This window comes from Nocardioides sp. URHA0020 (genome assembly GCF_000620705.1).
Classification (GTDB): domain Bacteria; phylum Actinomycetota; class Actinomycetes; order Propionibacteriales; family Nocardioidaceae; genus Nocardioides.
Genome location: NZ_JIAR01000033.1, coordinates 171,793 through 186,427 on the forward strand (window position 1 = coordinate 171,793; position 14,635 = coordinate 186,427).

At 72.2% G+C, this 14,635-nt stretch carries 13 protein-coding genes; 12 read left to right on the forward strand and 1 reads right to left on the reverse strand.

The window, feature by feature from the left end; all coding sequences use genetic code 11:
- Window positions 1-505 precede the first annotated feature (505 nt).
- Complete coding sequence (locus tag N542_RS0103235; RefSeq protein ID WP_028642708.1) at window positions 506-880, forward strand: hypothetical protein; 375 nt, start codon at window positions 506-508, stop codon at window positions 878-880.
- Window positions 877-1,074: a PspC domain-containing protein gene (locus tag N542_RS0103240; RefSeq protein ID WP_028642709.1), complete on the forward strand. Its 198-nt coding sequence runs from the start codon at window positions 877-879 to the stop codon at window positions 1,072-1,074. The genes N542_RS0103235 and N542_RS0103240 overlap by 4 nt, the downstream gene beginning before the upstream one ends.
- Here the strand turns inward: N542_RS0103240 and N542_RS23140 are convergent.
- Window positions 1,038-2,036: a glycerophosphodiester phosphodiesterase gene (locus N542_RS23140; RefSeq protein WP_051551339.1), complete on the reverse strand. Its 999-nt coding sequence runs from the start codon at window positions 2,034-2,036 to the stop codon at window positions 1,038-1,040. The genes N542_RS0103240 and N542_RS23140 overlap by 37 nt on opposite strands.
- Before the next feature lie 119 nt (window positions 2,037-2,155).
- Here N542_RS23140 and N542_RS23145 point away from each other — a divergent pair, with 119 nt between their 5' ends.
- The 10 genes from N542_RS23145 to N542_RS0103295 all read left to right on the forward strand — a co-directional run bounded on the left by N542_RS23145 (window position 2,156) and on the right by N542_RS0103295 (window position 14,620).
- Window positions 2,156-2,632: a lecithin retinol acyltransferase family protein gene (locus tag N542_RS23145; RefSeq protein ID WP_051551340.1), complete on the forward strand. Its 477-nt coding sequence runs from the start codon at window positions 2,156-2,158 to the stop codon at window positions 2,630-2,632.
- A gap of 43 nt (window positions 2,633-2,675) precedes the next feature.
- A complete protein-coding gene (locus tag N542_RS0103255; RefSeq protein ID WP_028642710.1) occupies window positions 2,676-3,218 on the forward strand; it encodes a YbaK/EbsC family protein in 543 nt (180 codons plus the stop codon).
- Window position 3,219: 1 nt separating this feature from the next.
- Complete coding sequence (locus tag N542_RS0103260) at window positions 3,220-4,131, forward strand: hypothetical protein (protein WP_028642711.1); 912 nt, start codon at window positions 3,220-3,222, stop codon at window positions 4,129-4,131.
- Between the two features lie 58 nt (window positions 4,132-4,189).
- Window positions 4,190-5,920, forward strand: coding sequence for an ABC transporter transmembrane domain-containing protein (locus N542_RS0103265; protein WP_028642712.1), 1,731 nt, complete (start codon window positions 4,190-4,192; stop codon window positions 5,918-5,920).
- Window positions 5,917-7,659, forward strand: a complete 1,743-nt coding sequence (locus tag N542_RS0103270) for an ABC transporter ATP-binding protein (RefSeq protein ID WP_028642713.1) — start codon at window positions 5,917-5,919, stop codon at window positions 7,657-7,659. The genes N542_RS0103265 and N542_RS0103270 overlap by 4 nt, the downstream gene beginning before the upstream one ends.
- Before the next feature lie 150 nt (window positions 7,660-7,809).
- Window positions 7,810-8,847: an LLM class F420-dependent oxidoreductase gene (locus tag N542_RS0103275; protein ID WP_028642714.1), complete on the forward strand. Its 1,038-nt coding sequence runs from the start codon at window positions 7,810-7,812 to the stop codon at window positions 8,845-8,847.
- Window positions 8,847-9,995, forward strand: coding sequence for an acyl-CoA dehydrogenase family protein (locus N542_RS0103280; protein WP_028642715.1), 1,149 nt, complete (start codon window positions 8,847-8,849; stop codon window positions 9,993-9,995). Before N542_RS0103275 ends, N542_RS0103280 begins: the two co-directional genes overlap by 1 nt.
- Before the next feature lie 128 nt (window positions 9,996-10,123).
- The gene (locus N542_RS0103285) at window positions 10,124-11,944 is read left to right on the forward strand and encodes an AMP-dependent synthetase/ligase (protein ID WP_028642716.1); all 1,821 of its coding nucleotides are present in this window, start codon (window positions 10,124-10,126) and stop codon (window positions 11,942-11,944) included.
- An 85-nt stretch (window positions 11,945-12,029) separates the two neighbouring features.
- Window positions 12,030-13,112 (forward strand): acetamidase/formamidase family protein, encoded by a 1,083-nt coding sequence (locus tag N542_RS0103290; protein WP_028642717.1) that lies wholly within the window; start codon window positions 12,030-12,032, stop codon window positions 13,110-13,112.
- A complete protein-coding gene (locus N542_RS0103295; RefSeq protein WP_028642718.1) occupies window positions 13,109-14,620 on the forward strand; it encodes an AtzH-like domain-containing protein in 1,512 nt (503 codons plus the stop codon). Before N542_RS0103290 ends, N542_RS0103295 begins: the two co-directional genes overlap by 4 nt.
- Window positions 14,621-14,635: the final 15 nt, after the last annotated feature.

Consider the following 14,635-nt stretch of genomic DNA (forward strand, 5'->3'; position numbering starts at 1 on the left):
CGAACGTCGCCGGTCCGGCGTACCCCGCCCTGGCCGTCGCGATCTGCGGCGTGATGCTGGTGATCGGCGCGTTCTTCGGCCGCGCGGGCGGCATCGTCCTGGTCGGCCTGATCGCGACGGTCGTGCTGGCCGGCGCGACCGCGGCCGACCAGTGGGACGGTGACACCGTCGACGCCAGGCCACTGACGGCGGCGGGCGTCGAGAGCGACTACCAGGTCGACGCCGGCGAGATCGTGCTCGACCTGCGCGACGTCGCCGACCTCACCGCGCTCGACGGGCGCACCATCGCGGTCCGGGGCGACGTGGGACACCTCGAGGTGATCCTGCCGCCCGGCCTCGGAGCGCGGGTCAACGCGAGCGTCGACGGACCGGGCAACATCCAGGTCTTCGACCGGGAGAACGGCGGCATCAACACCACCATGACCGCCTTCGAGGGGTCGGTCAGCGACCCCCGGATCACCATCAATGCCGACCTCGGCGTCGGCGCGATCGAGGTGCACCACCGATGAGCACGACAACGACAGACCTGCAGACCGACCGCCAGTCCGGACGGCACCCCGTCAACGTCGGCCACCTGGTCATGGGGATCGCGTTCCTCGGCCTGGTCGGCGTCTGGGCACTGGTCCAGGGCGACGTCGTGGGCACCGGTGACGTCCGCTGGCTGCTCCCGGTCCCCTGGGTGCTCGCCGGCCTCGCCGGCCTGCTCGCCATCGGCGTGTCCGGGAGCAAGCGCTGGACCACCCGCCAGGTCGGCTGGATCCCGCCCGCCGACTCCCCCCTCACCGCCGACACCGGCACGGATGCCGGCACGGACGCCACCACGTCCACCACCAGCAGCACCGACACCACGGTCCTGGAGACCGACGAGGAGATCCGATGAACACCATCACCAGCAAGCGACTGACCCGCCGCGCCGACGACCGGATGATGGCCGGGGTCTGCTCGGGCGTCGCCGACTACCTCGGGCTCGACCCGACCCTGGTCCGCCTGCTCACGGTCGTCGCCGCGCTCTTCAGCGGTGGCGCGGTCGCGATCGGCTACGTCGCGGCGTGGATCCTCATGCCGGAGGCGTGAAGCCGCCTGGCTTCGAGAGTGGTGTCCGGCTGATCGGTGAAGAGCCCGTCCACCCCCGCGTCGAGGAACGCCTGCGTCTCCTCGATCGAGTCCCCGGGGTCGGACGGGCTCTCGCCACGTCGGTAGCCGGTCGGCAGGAAGGCGTTCTCGTCGCGCATCGTCCACACGTGCACGAGCAGGCCGGCCGCGTGCGCGTCGGCCACCAGTGCCGACGGGTCGCCGATCGTGCCGGAGCCGGGGTGCCGGGGCAGGACCAGGTCCTTGGCGACGCCGACGGCGTCGGCCCACTGGGCGACCCGCCGCAGACCAGTCGAGGTCACCAGGTCGAGGCGCCCGGTGGCCTCGACCAGCTGCACCAGCGGCAGCCCGGTCCGGGACCGCAGCCACTGCAGGTTGGCGGGGTCGAAGGACTGGATGAAGACCGGCGCCTCCGGGCCGCCGTACCCGTGCACGGACAGGGCATCGAGCAGCGGCTCCTCGAGCGCGAGGCCGAGGTCGGCGAAGTGTGCGGGGCTCTTGGTCTCGGGGTAGACGCCGATCTCCCGGCCCAGCCGCTGCGACTCGACGGCCACCAGGCCGAGGATCTCGTCGAAGGTCGGGATGTCGTAGCGCCCGTCGAACCGGGTGTTGTGCGGCCGCAGCTCGGGCAGCCGCTCGACGGCGCGCAGCGTCTTGAGCTCCGCCAGGGTGAAGTCCTCGACGAACCAGCCCGAGACCAGCCGGCCGTCGATCTCCTTGGTGGTCAGCCGATCCGCGAACTCGCCGCGCCGCCCGACGTTCGTCGTCCGGCTGATCTCGGCCTCGTGCCGCGCGACGAGGACGCCGTCCTTCGTGGACACCAGGTCCGGCTCGACGTAGTCGGCGCCGAGCGCGATCGCCAGGCGGTACGACGCCAGCGTGTGCTCGGGCCGGTAGCCGGGGGCTCCGCGGTGGGCGATGACGAGAGGGTCGGCCTGTCGCATGGCTCCAGCAGAGCCCAGCCGGGTGGCCGGCCGGCATGGGTGACGTGAACACGGGGTTGCGGGTGGACCCCGGTTAGGCTCTGCGGCGCAGCAGCACTGGACGAAGGGCAAGAGCAGCCATGGCGCGTGGGGACCACGTCTTCGTGCGTCGTGGTCTCCGCTACAGCCACCACGGCATCGACGGCGGCGACGACACGGTGATCCACTACGCCGGACCGCGCGGCCGGGACCGGTGCATCGCCCGCACCTCCATGGCCGAGTTCGCCGCCGGTGGCACCGTGCAGGTGCGCTCCTACCAGCAGCGGCTGAGCCCCGACGACACGATGCGGCACGCCGAGTCGCGCCTCGGGGTGGCGGGCTACCGGCTCTTCCGCAACAACTGCGAGCACTTCGCCGCCTGGTCCTGCACCGGCCGCGCAGCCAGCAGCCAGGTCCGCCGATGGGCCTTCGGGGCACACGGGGCCGTCGCGTCCGTCGTCGCGGCGCAGGCGATCGGCGCGCACGTGGCGCTGATCGGCACCGCCGGCGCCGGGCTGTACGCCATGACCGGCCCGCTGCGCCGCCGGCGCGGTCGGTCGGCGTCCGCCACTTCCTAGACACTGCTCCCGGTCAGCCCGGCCCGTCCGCCAGGATGGGGCCATGAGCACTCCGACCCTCGGCCGCCTCGAGACCGTGCCGGCCCTGGACCGCCCCGACCTGCTGGCCGAGCCGGTGGCCGCCGCACTCCGCGGCTGGGCGCACGCCGGGCAGGTCGGGGTCGTCGAGATCGACCCGGCGATCGCGGACACCGCGGCCCTGGCGGAGGCCTACGACCTCGGCCTCGACACCGGTGCCAACTGCGTCCTGGTCGGTGGTCGGCGCGACGGTGAGGAGCGGGTCGCCGCCTGCCTCGTGCGCGCCGACACCCGCGCGGACGTCAACAACCTGGTGAAGCGCACGCTCGACGTCCGCAAGGCCTCCTTCCTGGCGATGGACCGCGCGGTCGAGGAGTCCGGCATGGAGTACGGCGGGATCACGCCGGTCGGGCTGCCGAGCACCTGGCGCCTCCTGGTCGACAGCCGCGTCCTCGACGTCGAGGTCGCGGTGATCGGATCCGGCGTACGACGCTCCAAGCTGCTCCTGCCGGGCCACCTGGCCGCCGAGCTCCCCGGCGCCGAGGTCATCGACGGGCTGGCCGGCTGACATGCGACGCCGGCTCGGCCTCGCGCTCACCTGCCTGATCCTGCTCGCCGGCTGTGCCGACGACGGCTCCGACGCCGCGACCCCGGAGCCGACCGCGAGCAGGTCGATCCGCACGCTCTCGCCGCTGCCGATGCCGACCCAGGGACCGCCGACCGGCAATCTCGTCGCGGACATGCGGCAGTCCTCGCGCGACGCCGCGGCCGGGCGGATGGAGGTCTGGATCGACAACGACACCGCCGACACCATCACGCCGGTCCGGGTCACCTACCGCGACCCGCGCTTCCGGACGGCACTGGCCGGGACGCGCCTGCGGGCGGTCCCCTCGCAGTCCGAGCGCGGCTTCCAGCTCTACCTCCCGCCGCGTCCTGCCTGCGACCACCCGCGGGGCACCGGAACCGTCACCGTCACCTACGGCGACACCACCACGACGGTCCCGGTCGAGGACTCGACCGACGTCGCCGGCCGCTTCACGACCGCGCGCTGCCTCGAGCTGGCGATCGGCCAGGTCGCCGACCTGGCCTGGGACGACGAGATCCCCTTCAGCGGCAAGGCCGGTGACCCCGGCACGCTCACGCTCGTCGTACGCCCGACGGGCGAGGACGGCCCCGACCTGGTCATCGACACGGTGTCCGGCACGCCGATCCTGGCACCGGTCGGGACCGACGTGTGGCGGCCCGACGTCACGGTCCGCGGCACCGACGCACCGTCGCGGGTCGACCTGCCCATCAAGCCCAACCGCTGCGACGACCACGCGTTCCTGGAGTCGGGCGGCGCCACGGCGTTCAAGATCGGCCTGCACCTCGCCGGCCGTCCGGGCCAGATCACGCTGCGGATGACCATCGCCGGGGCCAAGAACGCGATCGACTTCGCCAAGGCCTCCTGCGGTCAGCTCGACACCGTCTCGGGAGGGTGACGGTCGTCACCGCGAAAACAATTCGCTGACGAAGGGGTCGAGTCCCTAGCGTGGGTGGGTGCGCCAGCTCTCCCTCGACCATCCCGGTACGCCGCAGACCGGCACGCCCGGAGGCTTCCTGTGGTGGATGGCCCGTCAGCAGTGGCCGACGCTGGCCGGAGGGATGTTCTTCGGCATCGTCTGGATGAGCGCCCAGGCCGTGCTGCCCGCCGTGATCGGTCACGCCATCGACGACGGTGTCGCCGCGAAGGACCGCGAGCAGCTGGTCGAGTGGGCCGCCGTGCTCCTCGGCATCGGCCTGGTCCAGGCCGCCGCCGGCATCATGCGGCACCGGTTCGCCGTCACGAACTGGCTGATCGCGGCGTACCGCGTCGTCCAGCTCGTGACCCGTCAGACGACCCGACTCGGCGCCACCCTGCCGCGGCGGGTCTCGACCGGTGAGGTGGTCGCGATCGGCACCAACGACCTCTCGCACGTCGGCCAGGTCATGGACGTCTCGGCCCGCTTCGCCGGCGCGATCGTCTCCTTCGTCGTCGTCTCGGTGATCCTGCTGCAGACGTCCGTGACGCTCGGGCTGGTCGTGCTGGTCGGCGTGCCCCTGCTGATGCTGGGTGTCACCCCGCTCCTCGCCCCCCTGCAGCGCCGCAGCGCCCACCAGCGGCACCTGATGGGTCGGCTCTCCAACACGGCGAGCGACATCGTCGGCGGCCTGCGGGTGCTGCGGGGCGTCGGCGGCGAGCAGGTCTTTCTCGACCGCTACCGCCGCGAGTCGCAGACCACCCGGACCGCCGGCGTCCAGGTCGCCAAGCTCCAGTCGGTGCTCGACGCGCTGCAGGTCTTCCTGCCCGGGCTCTTCGTGGTCATCGTGGTCTGGATCGGCGCGCGGTACGCCGTGGCCGGCTCGATCACCCCCGGCGAGCTGGTCGCGTTCTACGGCTACTCCGCCTTCCTGATGATCCCGCTGCGCACGGCGACCGAGTTCGCCAACAAGCTGATCCGCGCGCGGGTCGCGGCGACCCGGATCGCACACGTGCTCTCGCTCGAGCCGGAGGTGACCGTGCCCGCCGAGATCGCCCCGTCGCCCGCCATCGGCTCCGACCTCGTCGACACCCGCACCGGTCTGGTGGTCCGCGCCGGCCTGCTGACCGCGATCGTGAGCGAGCAGCCCGACGACTCCGCCGAGCTCGCGGACCGCCTGGGCATGACCGCCTCCCCGATCGACGACGACGTACGCCTCGGCGGCGTGCCGCTCACCTCGCTGCACCCCACGGAGGTCCGCGAGCGCGTCGTCGTCTCCGACACCGGCGCGACGCTCTTCTCCGGGCGCCTCGGCGACAGCCTCGACCTCACGGGTCACGGCGACGTCGCGGGCGCCCTCGACACCGCCTCGGCCGGCGACGTCCTCGAGTCGCTCCCCGACGGCCTCGACTCGCTCGTCGCCGAGCGCGGCCGCAGCTTCTCGGGCGGTCAGCGGCAGCGGCTCGTGCTCGCGCGCGCCCTCGCCATCGACCCGGAGGTGCTGGTGCTCGTCGAGCCGACCTCCGCCGTGGACGCCCACACCGAGGCCCGGATCGCAGCCCGGCTGCGCGGTCGCCGCGCGGGCCGGACGACCGTGGTCACCTCGACCAGCCCGCTGATGCTCGCCGCCGCCGACGCGGTCGCCTTCCTCGACGGCGGACGCGTGGTCGCCGTCGGCACCCACACCGACCTGCTGGCCAGCGACCCGGCGTACCGCCGCGTCGTCACTCGCGAGTCTGAGATGTCGGAGCTGGAGGTGACGGGCCGATGACCACCCACCTGCCGGTCGCCGACACTCCCGCCGTCCGCACCTACGTCGGCGCGCTGGCCCGCCGGCACCCCCGGATGCTGTACGGCGCGCTCGTGCTGCACGTGCTGGCGGCGCTCGCCGGACTGGCGGCGCCGCGGCTCCTCGGCGGCCTGGTCGAGGCCGTCGAGCAGGGCACCACCGTGGGCCACGTCGACACGATCATCGCCCTGCTCGCCGGCTTCCTCCTGGCGCAGACCGTGATCACCCGCTTCGCGCGCTACCTCAGCCAGGTGCTGGCCGAGCAGGTGCTCGCGGAGCTCCGCGAGGACTTCGTCGACAACACGCTGGCGCTGCCGGTCGGGGTGGTCGAGGACGCCGGCTCCGGCGACCTGCTGACCCGCACCAGCCGCGATGTCGACCAGCTCGGCTGGTCGGTGCGGATGGCCCTGCCCGAGTGGACGATCGCGGTGATCACGGCCGTGCTGACCCTGGCCGCCGCGATCAGCGTCGGCTGGTGGGTCGCGGTGCCGTGCCTGCTCGGCGTACCCCCGCTCGTGATCGGGCTGCGCTGGTACCTCAGGCGGGCCAAGGACGGCTACCTGCGCGAGAGCGCGACGTACTCCCAGATCAACGCCACCCTCACCGAGACCGTCGAGGGTGCCCGCACCGTCGAGGCGCTCGGCCTCGGCGACGAGCGGGTCGCGACGATGGACGACGACATCCGCACCTCCTACCTGGCCGAGCGGTACACGCTCTACCTGCGCACCGTCTTCTTCCCCAACATGGAGATCGCCTACCTGATCCCGACGGTGGCGACGCTGCTCCTGGGCGGCTACCTCTACACCCAGGGGCAGGTCTCGCTCGGCGCGGTCACGGCGGCCACGCTCTACGTGCAGATGCTGATCGACCCGGTCGACCGGATCGTGTCGATCCTCGACGAGCTGCAGCTCGGCGCCGCGTCGCTGGCGCGCCTGCTCGGCGTCGCGCAGGTCCCCGACGACCGCGAGGTCAGCGGGCGCGAGCCGGTCGGTGAGCAGATCGCCGCCGAGGACGTGCGCTTCTCGTACGTCGAGGGTCGCGACGTGCTGCACGGCGTCGACCTCGACATCGGCGTCGGGGAGCGGATCGCGATGGTCGGTCCCTCGGGCGCCGGCAAGTCCACGCTCGGGCGGCTGCTCGCGGGCATCCACCCGCCGCGCACCGGGTCGGTCACCGTCGGCGGCGTGGGCCTCACCGAGCTGCCGCTCGACGACCTGCGCGGCCACGTCGCGCTCGTGACCCAGGAGCACCACGTCTTCGTGGGATCGATCCGCGACAACCTCGTGCTGGCGCGGCCCGGGTCGACCGACGACCACGTACGCGGCGCCCTCGACGCCGTGGACGCGCTCGACTGGGTCGACGCCCTGCCCGAGGGCCTCGACACCGAGGTCGGCTCCGGCGGTCGCGCGGTCAGCGCGGCGCAGGCCCAGCAGATCGCCCTGGCCCGGCTGGTGCTGGCCGACCCGCACACGCTGGTGCTCGACGAGGCCACGTCGCTGATCGACCCGCGCGCCGCCCGTCACCTCGAGCGCTCGCTCGCGGCGGTGCTCGAGGGCCGCACGGTGATCGCGATCGCGCACCGGCTCTTCTCCGCCCACGACGCCGACCGGGTCGCGGTCGTCGAGGACGGCCGGATCGCCGAGCTCGGCTCGCACGACGAGCTGGTCGCCGCTGGCGGCTCCTACGCCGCCCTCTGGGACAGCTGGCACGGGCGGGGCTGACGGGGCGAGTTTCATCGGCCGGCCGACGAATCTCCTGCTCGGACGACAAAGCTTCATCGTCCCAGCGTGAGTTTCATCGGCCGGCCGATGAAACTCCTCGTCCGCGCCACCTCTTGCCCGCGACACGACCGTGACAGTTATGCTGTCACAATGAAGCTCTCGACACCGCTCATGTACTCGGGCAACCCCCGCGACGCAGCCGACCAGGTCGTCGGCCTGGAGAAGGCCGGGCTCGACACCGTGTGGGTCGCCGAGGCCTACGGCTTCGACTCCCCCACGCTGATGGGCTACCTCGCCGCCAAGACCGAGACCATCGAGATCGGTGCCGGCATCCTCAACGTCTTCTCACGTACGCCGAGCGCGCTGCTGCAGACCGCGGCCGGGCTGGACAACGTGTCCGGTGGCCGCGCGGTCATCGGGCTCGGCGCCTCCGGCCCGCAGGTGATCGAGGGCTTCCACGGCCTGCCGTACGACAAGCCCCTCGGCCGCACCCGCGAGGTCATCCAGATCCTGCGCCAGGGCCTGCGCCGCGAGCGCCTGGAGCACCAGGGCAAGATCTTCACCCTCCCGCTGCCCGCCGACCAGGGCCTCGGCCTCGGCAAGCCGCTCAAGATCCTCACCAAGGTCGAGCGCAACGCCATCCCCATCTGGGTCGCGGCGCTCGGTGACAACAACGTCGCGATGACCGCGGAGGTCGCCGACGGCTGGCTGCCCTTCCTCTTCCTGCCGGAGAAGGCAGGCGACGTCTGGGGTGACGCGCTCGCCAAGGGCACGGCCAAGCGCTCCGCCGACCTGGCGCCGCTGGAGATCTCCGCCGGCGGCATGGTCGCGATCGGCGAGGGCGAGGACACCAAGAAGCTGCTCGACCTGATGCGTCCGCTCTACGCGCTCTACGTCGGCGGGATGGGCGCACGGGGCAAGAACTTCTACAACGAGCTCGCCTGCCACTACGGGTACGAGAAGGAGGCGAAGCAGATCCAGGACCTCTACCTGGACGGCAACAAGCGCGACGCCGAGGCCCTCGTCCCCACCGAGTGGCTCGAGGCCGGCAACCTGGTCGGCCCGGCGTCGTACGTCCAGGAGCGCATCGCCGCCTTCCAGGAGGCCGGCGTCACGAACCTGCAGATCTCCCCCGTGTCGGACGACCCGGTGGCCACCGTCGCGCAGATCAAGGAGTGGGTCAGCTGATGAGTACTCGTCCGTCCATCTACGAGCAGGAGCACGAGGACTTCCGCTCCTCCGTGCGCACGTTCCTGGAGAAGGAGGTCGTGCCCTTCCACGACCAGTGGGAGAAGGACGGCCAGGTCAGCCGCGAGGTGTGGACCAGGGCCGGCGAGGCGGGGCTGCTCTGCTTCGACGTCGAGGAGCAGTACGGCGGCGCCGGGGTCAAGGACTTCCGCTACAACACGGTCGTCGCCGAGGAGATGGCCCGCGTCGGTGCCAGCGGCCCCGGCTTCCCGGTGCACAGCGACATCATCGTCCCCTACATCTCCGCGCTCGGGACCGACGAGCAGAAGCAGCGCTGGCTGCCCGGCCTGGTCAGCGGCGAGATCATCTCGTCGATCGCGATGACGGAGCCGGGTGCGGGCAGCGACCTGCAGGGCATCCGGACCTCGGCGGTCGACAAGGGCGACCACTACGTCCTCAACGGGTCGAAGACCTTCATCAGCAACGGCATCATGTCCGACCTGGTGATCGTGGTCTGCCGCACCGACCCCGACGCCGGCCACAAGGGCATCAGCCTGCTCGTGGTGGAGCGCGGCATGGCCGGCTTCGAGCGGGGCCGCAACCTCGACAAGGTCGGCATGAAGGCCCAGGACACCGCCGAGCTGTTCTTCGACAACGTCGAGGTGCCGAAGGAGAACCTCCTGGGCGAGGAGGGCTCCGGCTTCATCTACCTGATGATGAACCTCGGCCAGGAGCGCATCTCGATCGCCGCGATGGCGGTGGCCGCGATCGAGCATGTCCTCGACATCTCGCTGGCGTACGCCAAGGAGCGCACGGCGTTCGGCAAGCCGATCGGGTCCTTCCAGCACAACCGGTTCGTGCTCGCCGAGATGGCCACCCACGCCCACATCGCGCGGGTCTTCATCAACGACTGCATCCTCAAGCTCAACGCCGGTGAGGTGGACCCTTCGCTCGCCTCGATGGCGAAGTGGTGGACCACCGAGCTGCAGAAGCAGGTCGTCGACGCCGGCGTCCAGCTCCACGGCGGCTACGGCTACATGATGGAGTACCCCATCGCGAAGGCCTTCACCGACAGCCGGATCCAGACGATCTACGGCGGCACGACCGAGATCCAGAAGGAGATCATCGGGCGCAGCCTGGGAGTCTGAGCCGCGACGTACGACGACGATCGGACAATTCGGAGAGCCGGTCTGGAACTCCGACCACCGATCGGGGAGGCTGTGACCCTCGCCACTCGCGGCGAGGCCTGGACGCTCGACCCCGAGGAGCCCCACCGATGTCCCACGACGTACTCGCCGACCGCACCCGGATCCAGGAGCAGGTCGAGGGACGCACCCTCGTCGACGCCCTGGCCGACACCGTGGGTCGGTACGGCGACCAGCCGGCGTACTCCGACAAGCACCACGTGCCGGAGGGCGGGTCGTGGCGCACGGTGACCTGGTCCGAGACCCGGGAGCGGGCGCTCGACCTCGCCGGCGCGCTGATCGAGCTCGGGGTCGCGGCCGGTGACACGGTCGCGATCATGGCGAACAACCGCACCGAGCACTTCCTGGCCGACATGGGTGCCGTGCACGCGGCCGCCACCCCGATGTCGATCTACAACACGCTCTCCCCCGAGCAGATCGCCTACATCGCAGGCCAGGCACGACCGACGGTGATCTTCCTCGAGACCGCCGACCACCGGGCGCGGTGGGCCAAGGCCCTCGACGAAGTCGACAGCATCCGCAGGATCGTGATGATCGACGAGGACTGGGACGACCTGGTGGCCGCCGGCGCGGCGTACCGCACCGCGAACCCGGGCGCCGTCGAGGCCCGCGCCGCCTCCCTCACGCCCGACGCTGCGGCCACGATCCTCTACACGTCGGGCACCACCGGCAGTCCCAAGGGCGTGGTGCTGACCCACCACAACGTGCTCTTCGAGACCGTCGGCACGCAGGAGTCGTCGGGCCTCGACGAGCCGCAGACGGGCGTGAGCTACCTGCCGCTCGCCCACATCGCCGAGCGCGTGCTCGGGCTCTACGGCCCGCAGCTCATCGGCGGTCACGTGCACGCCATCGGCGACCCCGCGCAGCTCCTCGCCACCCTGGGTGAGGTGCACCCGACGATGTTCTTCGGCGTGCCCCGGGTCTGGGAGAAGATCAAGACCGGCCTGTCCGCCAAGCTGGCGGCCGACCCGGACAACCGCGAGATGGTCGAGACCGCCATGGCGGCCGCCCTCGCGTGGGTCGAGGCCCAGGAGGTCGGCGGCGTGATGACGCCGGAGATCGAGGAGGGCTACCGCCGGGCCGAGGAGGGGATCCTCGGCTTCCTCAAGCTGCTGCTCGGCCTCGACCAGGTCACCTGGGCCGGCTCGGCCGCCGCGCCGATGCCGCTCGACGTCGCGAAGTTCATGGCCGGGCTCGGCCTCAAGGTGTACGACGTCTACGGCATGACCGAGACCTGCGGCGCGGTCACCGCCAACGGACCGGGCGGCTTCAAGCTCGGCACCGTCGGCCGGGCCAACCCGGGCATGGAGATCACGCTCGGCGAGGACGGCGAGATCCTCGTGCGCGGTCCGGTCAACACTCCCGGCTACCACCTCCAGGAGGACGCCACCCGAGCGCTGATCGACCAGGACGGGTGGCTGCACACCGGCGACATCGGCACCCTCGACGACGACGGCTTCTTCGCGGTCGTCGACCGCAAGAAGGAGCTGATCATCACCTCCGCCGGCAAGAACGTCGCCCCCTCCAACATCGAGAACTACCTCAAGGAGTCCCCGCTCATCGGGCACGCCATGGCGATCGGCGACAGCCGGCCGTACGTCGTCGCGATCCTCACCCTCGACGGCGAGATCGCCCCGATCATGGCCCAGCAGATGGGCCTGGAGTTCACCGACCTCGCCGAGCTGGCCGAGAAGCCGGAGATCCGGGCGCTGGTGCAGCAGGCAGTCGACGCCGCCAACGAGCGGCTCTCCCGCCCCGAGCAGGTCAAGTCGTTCGAGCTGCTCGGGGTCGAGTGGACCGCCGAGTCCGAGGAGCTCACCCCGACGCTGAAGCTCAAGCGCCGGGTCGTGAACACCAAGTACTCCGACGTCGTGGACCGCCTGTACAGCTGAGCCCGGTCGACGTCACGGGGGAGCGCCAAGGCTGGGGCCGAGCCTCGAAACGGCCACGAAACAAGCGTTGCCTACCGTCCCCCGCATGGGCGAGCTCGAGGTCTTGCAGCCGGGGTCCGGGCCGATCCGCGGGTCGGCGTACCTGCCCTCGACCGCCGACCACGTGCTGTGGGGACGGCTGCCCTGCGCGAGCGACGACCCCGTGCTGACCGTCGAGCCGGGGACGGAGATCACCTTCGACACCGTGAGCCACGAGGGCATCCTCGAGGACCAGGGGCGGGACCCGAAGGCGTTCTTCGGGCAGTACGACGTGGTCGGGGTGCTCGACGACGCCATCGAGATCGCGGCCGGCGAGGTGCCGCACACGTTCGGCGTCGACGGGCCGCACGTCGTCAGCAGGCCGGTGCGGGTCGAGGGAGCGCGCCCCGGCGACCTGCTGGCGATCACCGTCCTGGAGACGCTCCCCCGGGTGCCGTACGGCGTGATCTCCAACCGCCACGGCAAGGGCGCGCTGCCCGGCGAGTACCCGCGCGACGGTGCCGTCTTCAGTGCCTTCGCCGACCTCGACGACGCCGGCACCCACGGCCGCCTCCCGCTGACGGTCGGCGGTCCCGCGCAGGTCGCGTTCCCGCTGGCGCCCTTCCTCGGGATCATGGGGGTCGCGGTGGCGGGCGACGCCCGGCCGCACTCCGTGCCGCCCGGGGCGCACGGCGGCAACATCGACATCAACCTGCTGACCGTGGGCTCGACGCTCTACCTCCCGGTGCAGGTCGACGGAGCGCTGGTCTACGTCGGCGACCCGCACTTCGCGCAGGGCGACGGCGAGGTGTCGCTGACCGCGATGGAGGCGTCGCTGCGGGCGACGCTCCGCCTCGACGTGGTGCCGCACGAGGACGCCGTACGCCGCTTCGGGGAGCTGGCCGGGCCGCTGGCCGAGACCGCCGAGCACCTGGTGCCGACCGGCATGGACGAGGACCTCGACCGCGCGGTGCAGGACTGCGTGCGGGCCGCCATCGCGCTGCTCGAGAGCCGCTACGGCATGGAGCCGAGGCTGGCGTACGCCTACCTGTCGGCCGCCACCGACTTCAACATCTCCCAGGTCGTCGACGTCGTGAAGGGCGTCCACGCGCGGATCCGCAAGGACGACTTCGGCACACTGGGCCCATGACGGCCCCCGATGCGAGCAGAGCACCCGTGCCCGCCGGGCTGGTCGAGGCCTTCTGGGAGTACGAGCGGGCGCTGATGTCCGACGACGTGCCCACCCTCGACCGGCTCTTCTCTCCCGGCCCCACCACGTTGCGGGGCGACGCCGCCGGGCTGCTGGTCGGGCACGACCAGATCAGCGCCTTCCGCAGCGGCCGCGGCGGTGCGCCGCAGCGCCGCGTCGTGCAGACCCACGTGCAGACCGTCGACGACGACCACGCGCTCGTGATCGCGGTGACCGAGCTGGCGCGGGGCGGCCGCGGCCAGCAGACCCAGCTGTGGGTGCGCACGACGGACGGCTGGCGGGTGTCGGCCGCGCACGTGTCGGTGCCGGCACCGGCGCTCGACACCCGCATCTGGCGGCTGGTCGGCGACCCGTTGGTCGCACCGGTCGACAGCGGCCCGCTCGACGGCGAGAGCGTCGCGGTCAAGGACCTGTACGCCGTGCAGGGCCAGCGCATCGGCGCCGGCAACCCGGCGTGGCTGGCGCAGGCGCGCACCGAGCCCGTGCACGCCCGCGCGGTCGAGCTGCTCCTCCAGGCCGGGGCGTCGGTGCGCGGGATCGCCCGCACCGACGAGTTCGCCTACTCCCTGGCCGGCACCAACGTGCACTACGGGACCCCGCCCAACCCGAAGGCACCGCTGCGCATCTCCGGCGGATCGACGTCCGGCTCGACCAGCGCGGTGTCGCTCGGCCACGCGACCATCGGCCTGGGCACCGACACCGGCGGCTCGATCCGGGTGCCCGCGGCGTACCAGGGCCTCTACGGCATCCGGACCACCCACGGCCTCGCGTCCGCCTACGGCGTGCTGCCGCTCTCGCGGTCCTTCGACACCGTCGGCTGGGTCACCCGCAGCGCGGACCTGCTCGGGCGCGTCGGCGAGGCGCTGCTGCCGGCGAGCCCGCGCAGCGCGGCCAGCGACCTGGTCAGCGTGCCGGGCCTGCTGGCGATCGCCAGCGAGGAAGTGGCGCAGGTCGTCGACCGGTACGCCGCCGAGCACGGCGCGATGCGGGAGTCGTGGGACCTGAGCGACCTGCCGACCTGGCTGCAGGCCTTCCAGACCCTGCAGGCCTGGGAGGCCTGGCAGGAGCGCGGTGCCTGGCTCGCGCCGCGGCTCGACGAGCTCGGCGCCGACGTCCGCGGCCGGTTCGAGGCGGCGGCGCTGATCGACGACGCCCGGGCAGCGGCCGCGCGGGACGTGGTCGGGCGGGCTCGCACGCGGATCCTGGAGCTGGTCGGCGACCGGGTGGTCGTGCTGCCGTCCGCCGCGACCGTGGCCCCGCTGCTCGGCGAGAGCCTGGACGCCGTGCGTGCGGCCACCATGTCGCTCACCTGCCTGGCCGGGATCGCGGGCCTGCCGGCGGTCAGCATCCCCGGCACGACCGCGACCGGGCTGCCCGTCGGGGTCTGCCTGCTCGCCGCGCCCGGCCGCGACCGCGACCTGCTCCGGCTGGCGGTCGAGCTCGGCTGAGCCGGGCTGGGCCGC

Excerpts from the sequence above, each read along its gene's own strand:
- N542_RS0103235 (WP_028642708.1), top strand. The coding sequence starts at position 506 with ATGAGCACGACAACGACAGACCTGCAGACCGACCGCCAGTCCGGACGG.
- N542_RS0103240 (WP_028642709.1), top strand. The coding sequence starts at position 877 with ATGAACACCATCACCAGCAAGCGACTGACCCGCCGCGCCGACGACCGG.
- N542_RS23140 (WP_051551339.1), bottom strand. The coding sequence starts at position 2,036 with ATGCGACAGGCCGACCCTCTCGTCATCGCCCACCGCGGAGCCCCCGGC.
- N542_RS23145 (WP_051551340.1), top strand. The coding sequence starts at position 2,156 with ATGGCGCGTGGGGACCACGTCTTCGTGCGTCGTGGTCTCCGCTACAGC.
- N542_RS0103255 (WP_028642710.1), top strand. The coding sequence starts at position 2,676 with ATGAGCACTCCGACCCTCGGCCGCCTCGAGACCGTGCCGGCCCTGGAC.
- N542_RS0103260 (WP_028642711.1), top strand. The coding sequence starts at position 3,220 with ATGCGACGCCGGCTCGGCCTCGCGCTCACCTGCCTGATCCTGCTCGCC.
- N542_RS0103270 (WP_028642713.1), top strand. The coding sequence starts at position 5,917 with ATGACCACCCACCTGCCGGTCGCCGACACTCCCGCCGTCCGCACCTAC.
- N542_RS0103275 (WP_028642714.1), top strand. The coding sequence starts at position 7,810 with ATGAAGCTCTCGACACCGCTCATGTACTCGGGCAACCCCCGCGACGCA.
- N542_RS0103280 (WP_028642715.1), top strand. The coding sequence starts at position 8,847 with ATGAGTACTCGTCCGTCCATCTACGAGCAGGAGCACGAGGACTTCCGC.
- N542_RS0103285 (WP_028642716.1), top strand. The coding sequence starts at position 10,124 with ATGTCCCACGACGTACTCGCCGACCGCACCCGGATCCAGGAGCAGGTC.
- N542_RS0103290 (WP_028642717.1), top strand. The coding sequence starts at position 12,030 with ATGGGCGAGCTCGAGGTCTTGCAGCCGGGGTCCGGGCCGATCCGCGGG.
- N542_RS0103295 (WP_028642718.1), top strand. The coding sequence starts at position 13,109 with ATGACGGCCCCCGATGCGAGCAGAGCACCCGTGCCCGCCGGGCTGGTC.